The organism is Pseudonocardia lutea, assembly GCF_042658055.1.
Lineage (GTDB): Bacteria > Actinomycetota > Actinomycetes > Mycobacteriales > Pseudonocardiaceae > Pseudonocardia > Pseudonocardia lutea.
Genome location: NZ_JBHSQK010000034.1, coordinates 1 through 8,982 on the forward strand (window position 1 = coordinate 1; position 8,982 = coordinate 8,982).

Below are 8,982 nucleotides of genomic sequence, written 5' to 3' on the forward strand. Positions count from 1 at the left end.
GATGTTCCAGGTGAAGATCGGCATCCGGAACATCGTCATCCCCGGCGCCCGCATGCAGATGATCGTGGTCAGCATGTTGACCCCGCCCAGGATGGTCCCCAGCCCGGACACGATCAGCCCGGCGACCCACAGGTCGCCACCGGCCCCCGGCGAGCGGGTGGCATCCGACAACGGGGTGTAGGCGGTCCAGCCGAAGTCCGCGGCCCCGCCCGGGGTGAGGAACGCCGACATGACGACGAGCCCCCCGAACAGGAACAGCCAGTAGGAGAAGGCGTTGAGCCGCGGGAACGCGACGTCCGGCGCCCCGATCTGCAACGGCACGATGTAGTTGGCGAAGCCGAACAGGATCGGCGTCGCGTACAGCAGCAACATCAACGTGCCGTGCATCGTGAACATCTGGTTGTACTGCTCCGAGGACAAGAACTGCTGTCCCGGCCGCGCCAGCTCCGCCCGGATCAGCAGCGCCATCGCGCCGCCCACCAGGAAGAACACGAACGCCGTGACCAGGTAGAGGATCGCGATGTCCTTCGGGTCCGTGGTCCGCAACAGATGCAGCATCCGGCTGCCCCGCGGCGACGGGCGGAACTCGCCCAACGGCACGGCGGTCGGCAAGGGACGGTCGAGCTGGGTCACGGCGGCTCCCTCACGGCGACGTCGGGGCGGACTCCTACCCCCACGCCTCATGACGAAACGTTCACGACCGGGATCGGCGTGGCGGGCCGCGGGCGTCGAGCACCTCGCGGGCAAACGTCGGCCAGCCTGCGCCGCTGGGACCGGGCCGACCTGCGGAGCAGCGTGAACGCGGTCGCGGCGTCGAGGTCGGCCCGTCCCATCAGGAACCCGATGGCACGGTCGACGAGGATGCGGCTGTCGAGGGCGTGCTGGTGCTGGCCGGCCAACGTCGTGGCGCGGCGCGCCGAGAGCGTCGCGACGAGCACCGTCTCGAGCACGGCGGCGTAGTGCCCGAGCGCGTCGACCTCCGTGTCGTCCCGGTCGTGCCTCCGGTCGAGGTACACGTCGAGGCGCCCGGCGGTCCGCGGACGTACCGTCGGCCGCAGTCGTGTCACCCTGCGTCGCGCTGTCCCCGCGGCGCGAGCATCGCCCTGCTCGCGAAGGAGCCCCAGCGTGGATCCTGCACGCCCCACGGCGGTTTTCGTCCGCTCGGACCCGTCCGACGTCCCGGTGCCCGGGAGCCGAGCAGTCCTGCTGACCGCCGTCGGCGATCTCGACATCACCACCTACGGCAGGGCGCGCCAGGAGGTCCGGCGGACGACGGCCGAGGCGCCGGACGTCGCGATTCTCGATCTCACCGGCGTCTTCGTCGGCGCCCACGGGGCGCGGGTGGTGGTCGAGTTCGTGGAGCGGCTGACTCGACTGGGCCGCACGGGCGAGGCCGGCGAGGCGCGCAGGGCGGCCACCGTCAGGTGGACGGCGTCCGACGGCGTCCCGCCGGGCCCGCGGTACAGCGCCGGCGCCCAGGGCGCCCTGCCGACGCAGGGGCGGCCTGCCCGGATGTGCCGCGCCGCCGCGCTCGCCCGGGTGGTCCGCTGCGTGCTCAGGGGTCCGGGAACATCCGGGTCATGGTGTCGTCGTCGCCGTCCGGGATCCGGTCCAGGCCGACCATCCGGTCGACGACCATGTTCTGGAAGCGGTGCAGGGGCTCCTCGAACCGGTAGCACATCCGCCCGCCCCGGTAGGCCGGGTTCTCCAGGCCCTGCTGGACGCGCTCGACGATCTCGAGGTCCTGGCGGTTCACCAGGTCCCAGAAGCTCTCCAGCTGGTCGAGGGCGGCGTCGGCGGCGGGGTCGTCGAGGGACTCGGGGTGGCCGAGGATCACGGCGGTCTCGCGGGTGCGGGCCGGCCCGAGCGGGCCGGCGAACAGGACGAACGCGTGGTTGGGCAGCACGACCAGCGCGGTGTTCGGGAACAGCCAGACGAAGCGCCCGCTGACCGCGTCCTGCTCGCCGAGCCCGCTCATCGGGCGCAGACCGTCCCAACCGCCCGCGGCGGTGTTCGCCGAGACGGGGGTGGTGCACATCCCGGTGTAGAGGCCGGGACCCTGCCAACGGTAGTGGTCGGAGAACCGGGAGACCTTGGTCAGCTCGGGGTGCACCCAGGGCAGGTGGTAGTACTCCATGAAGTTCTCGGCGACGAGCTTGTAGTTCGCGGCGACGTCGTAGGTGCGGCGCCGCTGCGGGAGCCACTGGTCGAGCCGGTGGCCGGCGAACCGGGTCGGCAGGTCGCCGAGGTGCCGGGCGAGCGGGGCGGCGTCGGGGGCGAGGTGGACGAACACCAGGAACCCCCAGGTGTCCACGGCGACCTCGAGCAGTCCGTGGTCGGCGCGGTCGAACGCGCGCGCGGACGCGGTGTCGAAGATCGTCTCCTCGCCGGGCGGGATGTCCGAGCCCTCGAACAGCGGGGTGCCCAGGCAGGCGCCGTCGAGGTCGTAGGTCCACGCGTGGTAGGGGCAGCGGATCCGGTCGTGGCGTCCGACGTGCCGGGCGTCCGGCGGGAGCAGCTGGGTGGCACGGTGGCGGCACACGTTGTGGAAGGCCCGCAGCCGACCTTCGCGGTTGCGGGTGACGATGATCGAACGGCCGGCGACCTCGGCCACCAGGCAGGCCCCGGGCCGGTCGAGCTCGGCGGTGCAGCCCACGGCGACCCAGCTCGACGCGAACACCTTCTCCCGCTCCAGGGCGAAGAACTCCGGGCTGGTGTAGGCGTCGGGCGGCAACGTGGCGGCCAGCTCGACGGGCAGGCGTGTGTAGCGGTAGGTGTGCTCGTCCGTGAAGTCCGCCGCCGGCACGGGCCGGGCCGGCAGGGCGGCGTGCATGTCGGGCTGCGCGTGGACTGGCGGCTCGAGGTGCGCGGTCATGGCGTCGAGGGCTCCCTTCGGGCGGCCGGCGTCAGACGTGGAAGGTGCGGGCGAACGTGGGATCGGTCAACGCCGGGCGGGTGAGCGAGAAGGCGTCGATCGGGTGCTCGGGGCGCTCGTCGAGGGCGAGCCGGGCGAGCAGCTGCCCGATCAGCGCCGCGAACTTGTAGGCGTGCCCGGCCCCGACGGCGACGGTGATCTGCGGGTGCTCCGGCAGGGTGTCGAGCACGAAGTCCTGGTCCGGCGGCACCGTGTACAGGCAGGTCTTGGTGTAGAGCTCGGGGCCGCCGAAGCGGGGCAGGTGCTGCTCCACGAACGCGGCGTAGCGCTTGCGGCGCACCGGGTCGGGCTCGAACGTGCGGGTGGTCGCGGTCGTCTCGTGCCCACCCATGTGCTGGCCCAGCTTGGTGGCGACCTCCCCGTAGACGGGGAAGCCGTAGAAGTTGTGCTCCCCGTGCCACATGAAGACCGGGAACCGGGCCGGGGAGAACTCGGCCAGGTGCGGCGTCGCGTAGTAGGTCACCTGCTCCTGGGTGACGGTGAGCGGCAGCCGCAGGCCGCAGGCCTCGAGGACCTGGTTGGTCCAGGCGTCGGCGGTCACGACGACCCGGTCGGCGCGGTAGGTCCGCCCCTCGGTCTCCACGACGACCCCGCCGCCGTCCGGGCGCACCGCCCGGACCGCCGCGTGCTCGATCACCTGCGCCCCGTGGGACCGGGCCAGCGCGACGTGCACCGCGTTCGCCCGCGCGGCATCGACGATGCCCGAGTCGGACTGGTAGACCGCCTGCTCGCCCCCGTCGAGGCGGAACTGCGGCCAGCGCGCGGCCAGCTCCTCGGCGTCGAGGAGCTCGTAGGCCACGCCGAACTCGTCGAACAGCGCGGTGTAGCCCTCGATGTTGCGGGTGCCCGTGTCGACGTCCCGACGGGCGACCCGGTCCTCGACGACCAAACCGCCCGTGCGGGTCACGATCGTCTGGCCCGACTCCGCCTCGACCTCCGCCCACGCCTCGTACGCAGGTCCCGCGAGCACGGCGTACTGCCGCTGGTGCTGCGCGAGCCGGATGATCCGCGAGTGGTCCTGCGAGGCGCCGCGGTCGTGCCCGAGCGCGAACTGCTCCAGCCCCAGCACCCCGCCGCCCAGCCGCCGGGCCAGTCGGTACAGCGCGGCCGATCCCAGGCCGCCGCATCCGACGACGATCACGCGGTGGTCGTCCATCCTCGCCCCCCGGGACATCCGCAACGGTCCCGGTCAGTGTCGGGAGGCGAGGGCGTTCACGTCCATCGAAAGGAAACGAACCTGATCTTGTACTGTTGGTACATGATCGACCGTCGGTTGCGGGTGCTGCAGGCCGTCGCCCGGCAGGGCACGATCACCGCCGCCGCCGAGGCGTGCCGGCTGACGCCGTCGGCGGTGTCCCACCAGATGCAGGCGCTCGCCCGCGAGCTCGACCTCGTACTGCTCGAACCCGTCGGGCGCAACGTGCGGCTCACCCCGGCCGCGCACGCCCTGCTGGCCCACGCCGAGGCGCTGGCCGCCCGGTGGGAGCAGGCCCAGGCCGACCTCGCGGCGCACCGGCGCAACCCGGTCACCGGGTCGTTGCGCTTCTGCGCGTTCTCCACCGCGGCCGCGCGCCTCGTGCCCCCGGCCATGGCACGGCTCCGCGACGGTCATCCGGGGCTGAGCGTGCACCTGCGCGAGACCGAACCGGCCCGGGCCTTCGACCTGCTCGCGACCGACGAGGCCGACATCGCCGTCGTCGTCGCCACCCCGGGGATCCCCCCGGAGTCCGATGCCGCCTTCACCCGGCACCGGCTCTACGCCGAGCCGCTCGACGTCCTCGTCGGTCCCGACCATCCCCTCGCCCACCGCGACGCCCTGGACCTGGCCGAGGTCGCCGGCGACCCGTGGATCGTCGGCACCCCCGGGCACGCCTACCACCAGCTGGTCACGGTCGCCTGCGCGGGCGCCGGCTTCGCCCCCGCCGTCGCCCACCACGCCGACGAGTGGGACACCGGCGCCGCCCTGGTCGCCCAGGGGTTCGGGGTCGCCCTCGTCCCCCGGCTCGCCGACCTCCCCGCCCACCACGCCACCCGGCGCATCCCGGTGGCCGGGGACCACCCGCCCACCCGGCACGTCCTCGCCGCGGTCCGTGCCGGGTCCGAACGCCGGCCGCTGATCGCCGCGGGTCTCGAGGCACTGCAGCAGGAGATCGCGACGACCCTGTCCACCCACACCACGTGAGCGACCGGCCTCCGGGGACGGGCGCGCTACGCGGGTGCGAGCAGCCGGCCGGCGCCGGGGATCGCGGGCCTGTGGCCGAGGGCGGTCAGGACCTCGTAGGCGGTCGCCGTGGCCGCGGTGACCACCGGCAGCCCCAGCTCGTCCTCGACGCGCTGCACGGCGGGCAGCGAGGGCATCTGGACGCACGCGGACAGGACGATCGCGTCGGCGCCGTCCTGCTCCAGCCCCCGGGCGATCCCCGGGAGCCGCCCCGGGTCGAGGCGCCCCACCTCGAGGTTGTCGGGCACCTCGAGGGCCACGGCGTCGAGGACCTCGATCCCCTCGCCCTCGATGTACTCCCGCACCATCCGGGTCAACGGCGCCATGTACGGCGTGACGATCGCGACCCGGGAGTAGCCGAGGCCGCGCAGCGTCCGGACCAGGGCGCCCGCGCTGCTGACGACCTCGGCGGGGTGCCCGTTCGCCCGTGCCGCGTCCGCGATGACCTGCTCGGACTCCTTGTGCGCGCCCGGACCCTGCGCCATCACCGCGACCAGGCAGGCGTAGGCGATGGCGTCGACGGCGGCGTCGGACACCGCCGTCGCGCACTCGACGGCCCGGCCCACCATGGCGAGGAGCTCCTCGCGGGTGACCTGCTTCATCGAGGCGCGCGCGGAGTGGAAGGTGTAGCGGTGCCCGGTGGCCTCGCTCTGCCGCCGGAACAGCTCCGGGAGCTCGGTCTCCATCGTGGTGTTGGAGCTGGGCACGATCAGCCCGATGCGCGAGAGCCCGTCGGGGGCGGGCGCGGCGCAGGTCGGGTCGTCGGGGTTCTCGGTCATCAGTACTCGACTCCTCCGTCGGGCAGGTCGGCCGGGGTGGGCGTGAGCTCGGGCTCGCGGGCGGCCGAGCGTCCCGCGAGCGCGCTCCAGACCGCCTCCGGCGTGATGGGCAGGGCGGTCAGCTCGACGCCGTGGTCGGCGAGCGCGTCGCACACCGCGTTCGCGACGGCGGCACCGGGCGGGATGGTGCCCACCTCGCCGACGCCGCGGACGCCGAACGGCGTGACCGGCGAGGGCACCTCGGTGTGCAGCAGCTCCACCTGCGGGAGGTCGGCGGCGGTCGGGACGAAGTAGTCCACCATGGAGCCGTTGACGAGCTGGCCGGTGTCGGCGTCGTAGCGCAGCTCCTCGCTCAGCGCGGCGCCGAAGCCCTGGGCCAGCCCGCCGCGGACCTGCCCCTCGACGATGGTGGGGTTCACGACCGTCCCCCCGTCGTGGACCATGACGAACCGCTCGACCTCGAACTCGCCGGTCTGCGGGTCCACGGCCACCTGGGCGGCGGCGGTGCCGAACGAGTACGCGGCGTCCGAGGGCTCGAAGTGCGCGGTCGCCTCCAGGCCGGGCTCCTCCCCCGGAGGGATCCCCTGGCCGGTGATCGCGGCCGTGTAGACCGCCGTCAGCGGGACGGCCCGCGCGGGCTCGGCCCCGACCCTGGCCACGGATCCGGCGATCTCCACCTCGTCGGCGGTGACGTCGAGCTGCCAGGCCGCGATCCGCCGGGTCTTGGCGGCGAGCTGCTCGGCCGCGGCCCGCAGCGCCCCGCCGGCGGCGATCATGGTGCGGGAGGCGAAGGCGCCGGTGTTGAGCGGCGACGTCGCGGTGTCCCCGGCGTGCACCCGGACCGCCTCGTAGTCGGTGCCGAAGACGTCCGCGACGACCTGGGCGAACGCCGTCTCGCTGCTCTGGCCCATCGTGGACACCCCGGTGTAGGCGTCGATCCCGCCGGACCGGTTGGCCCGCAGGGTGACGCTCTCGTGGGCGCCGAACACCGAGCCGCGGCGGGCGAGGAACCGTGCGCTCGCGTAGCCGGTGCGCTCCACGAACGAGGCGAACCCGATCCCGACGAGTCGGCCGTCCGGCCGCGGGGTCCGGCCGCGGGCACGGTGCCCGGCCCAGTCCACGGCGTCGGCCGCCATGCGCAGGCACCGCTCGTAGTCGCCGCTGTCGTAGACGGCCCCCGTGGGGTTCTTCCACGGCATGTCCTGCGGGGTGACCATGTTGCGCGCCCGCAGCTCGACGGGGTCCAGGTCCAGGCGACGGGCGAGCTGGTCCATCAGCCGCTCGTAGGCGAAGTTGACCTCCGGCTGCCCGTAGCCGCGGTAGGCCCCGACCGGCGTCTTGTTCGTGAGGGTCACCCGGCGCTCGGCGTACCCGTCGTCGACCTTGTACGGCCCGTTGAAGACGACGCTGGACAGCTGGGCGGAGCCGAAGGGCGAGTTCCAGCCGCCGATGTCGGTGGCGTACACGTTCGTCATCGCGAGGATGCGGCCGGTCGAGTCCGCGGCGATGCGGTAGTCGTGCACGGACTCGCGGGCGTGCGTGCTCCCGCGGAAGTGCTCGGCGCGGTCCTCGGACCACTTCACGGGCCGGCGCAGCGCGATGGCGTGCAGGCAGGCGAGGACGTCCTCGGGGAACACGCCCAGCTTCTGCCCGAACCCGCCCCCGACGTCCGACGCCACGGCCCTGATCTCGCTCTCGTCGAGCCGCAGCGTCTCGGCGAGCTGCTTGCGGATCAGGTGCGGGACCTGGGAGGAGCAGTGGACGGTGAGCTCGCGGGCGCCGGAGCGCCACTGGGCGACCACGCCCCGGGTCTCCATGGGGAGCGCGGTCACCCGGTTGATCCGGAACCGGCCCTCCACGACGACGTCCGCCTCGGCGAACCGGGCCTCCGGGTCGCCGCTGCCGTCGGAGTTGGCCGCCAGCAGGTTGGAGTCCAGCACCGAGGGGTGCAGCACCGGCGCGTCGGGCTCGAGGGCGGACAGGACGTCCACGACGTGCGGCAGGGGCTCGTAGGTGATGTCCAGGAGCTCGAGCGCGTCCTCGGCGACGTGCCGGCTGCTCGCGACGACGCTGACGACCGGCTGCCCCTCGTGCGTGGCGACGTCCTGGGCGAGCGCGTAGTACGGCAGCGTCGGCGCGCCCGGCACCGGACGCAGGACGCTCAGCGGCTCGGTGTCCCGGCGGACCTCCGCCGGCGTGAGGACGTGCTCGACGCCCGCGAGCGCGGCCGCGGCGCTCGCGTCGACGTGCGTGATGCGGGCGTGCGGGTAGGGGCACCGGGCCACGGCCATGTACAGCACCCGGGCCGGCTCGACGTCGTCGGTGAAGCGGCCGTCGCCCCGCAGCAGCCGGTCGTCCTCCTTGCGGAGCTGCGACGTGCCGATCACGCGGCGACGGTCGCCCGCCTCGTCCGCGCGGGCGCCGGTGGCCGGGTCTTCGAGAATGGTCATGTCAGCCTTGCGTCGCGGTGGGGTCGGTGACGGCGGGGTGCGGGTCGGGAGCGGCACCCTGCGGGTGCTGCGCGAACCAGCGCTCGATGGCGGTCACGATGTTGTCGTAGCCGGTGCACCGGCACAGCACGCCGGCGATCTCCTCGCGGATCTCCTCGCGGCCGGGCCGGCAGCCCTGGTGGGCGAGCGCGGTCGCGGTCATCAGGAACCCCGGGGAGCAGAAGCCGCACTGCAGCGCGTGCTCCTCCTTGAACGCCTGCTGCAGCGCGTCGAGCTCGTCGCCCTCCGCGAGGTCCTCGACGGTCCGGACGTTCCGGCCGTCGAGCTGGCAGGCGAGCATCAGGCAGGACTTGACCGCCTCGCCGTCGACGATCACCGTGCACATCCCGCAGGCGCCCTGCTCGCAGCCGACGTGCGTGCCGGTGAGACCGAGGTGCTGGCGCAGGAAGTCCGCCACGTGCAGCCGCGCGGGGACGGTCGCCCGGACCTCACGCCCGTTCACCGTGGTGACCGTCTCGACGAGCACCTCGGCCGGGGTCTCCACGCCGCCGGTCGCCGCGGTCATCGCTTGGCCACCGGCCGCATCTCGGGGACGGT

At 73.7% G+C, this 8,982-nt stretch carries 8 protein-coding genes; 1 reads left to right on the top strand and 7 read right to left on the bottom strand.

Annotation, left to right across the window (positions count from 1 at the left end; genetic code table 11):
* From ACFQH9_RS14795 to solA, 4 genes are all read right to left on the bottom strand, one after another.
* Nucleotides 1-633, bottom strand: a 633-nt coding sequence (locus tag ACFQH9_RS14795; protein WP_379566655.1) for a cytochrome c oxidase subunit I, incomplete at its 3' end; no start/stop codon positions are given.
* A 47-nt stretch (nt 634-680) separates the two neighbouring features.
* Nucleotides 681-1,067, bottom strand: coding sequence for an ANTAR domain-containing protein (locus tag ACFQH9_RS14800; RefSeq protein ID WP_379566656.1), 387 nt, complete (start codon nt 1,065-1,067; stop codon nt 681-683).
* A gap of 488 nt (nt 1,068-1,555) precedes the next feature.
* On the bottom strand, nt 1,556-2,875 hold the full coding sequence (locus ACFQH9_RS14805; RefSeq protein WP_379566657.1) for an aromatic ring-hydroxylating oxygenase subunit alpha: 1,320 nt from the start codon (nt 2,873-2,875) through the stop codon (nt 1,556-1,558).
* Between the two features lie 31 nt (nt 2,876-2,906).
* Nucleotides 2,907-4,076: an N-methyl-L-tryptophan oxidase gene (gene solA, locus ACFQH9_RS14810; RefSeq protein WP_379566658.1), complete on the bottom strand. Its 1,170-nt coding sequence runs from the start codon at nt 4,074-4,076 to the stop codon at nt 2,907-2,909.
* Between the two features lie 117 nt (nt 4,077-4,193).
* Here solA and ACFQH9_RS14815 point away from each other — a divergent pair, with 117 nt between their 5' ends.
* Nucleotides 4,194-5,117 (top strand): LysR family transcriptional regulator, encoded by a 924-nt coding sequence (locus tag ACFQH9_RS14815; RefSeq protein ID WP_379566659.1) that lies wholly within the window; start codon nt 4,194-4,196, stop codon nt 5,115-5,117.
* A 26-nt stretch (nt 5,118-5,143) separates the two neighbouring features.
* Here ACFQH9_RS14815 and ACFQH9_RS14820 read toward each other — a convergent pair whose 3' ends face one another.
* From ACFQH9_RS14820 to ACFQH9_RS14830, 3 genes are all read right to left on the bottom strand, one after another.
* Entirely contained in the window at nt 5,144-5,935 is a 792-nt protein-coding gene (locus tag ACFQH9_RS14820) for a maleate cis-trans isomerase family protein (RefSeq protein WP_379566660.1), read from the bottom strand.
* Nucleotides 5,935-8,385: a xanthine dehydrogenase family protein molybdopterin-binding subunit gene (locus tag ACFQH9_RS14825; protein ID WP_379566661.1), complete on the bottom strand. Its 2,451-nt coding sequence runs from the start codon at nt 8,383-8,385 to the stop codon at nt 5,935-5,937. Before ACFQH9_RS14825 ends, ACFQH9_RS14820 begins: the two co-directional genes overlap by 1 nt.
* A gap of 1 nt (nt 8,386) precedes the next feature.
* Nucleotides 8,387-8,982 (bottom strand): (2Fe-2S)-binding protein (locus ACFQH9_RS14830; RefSeq protein ID WP_379566662.1); only part of this gene is annotated, 596 nt, incomplete at its 5' end.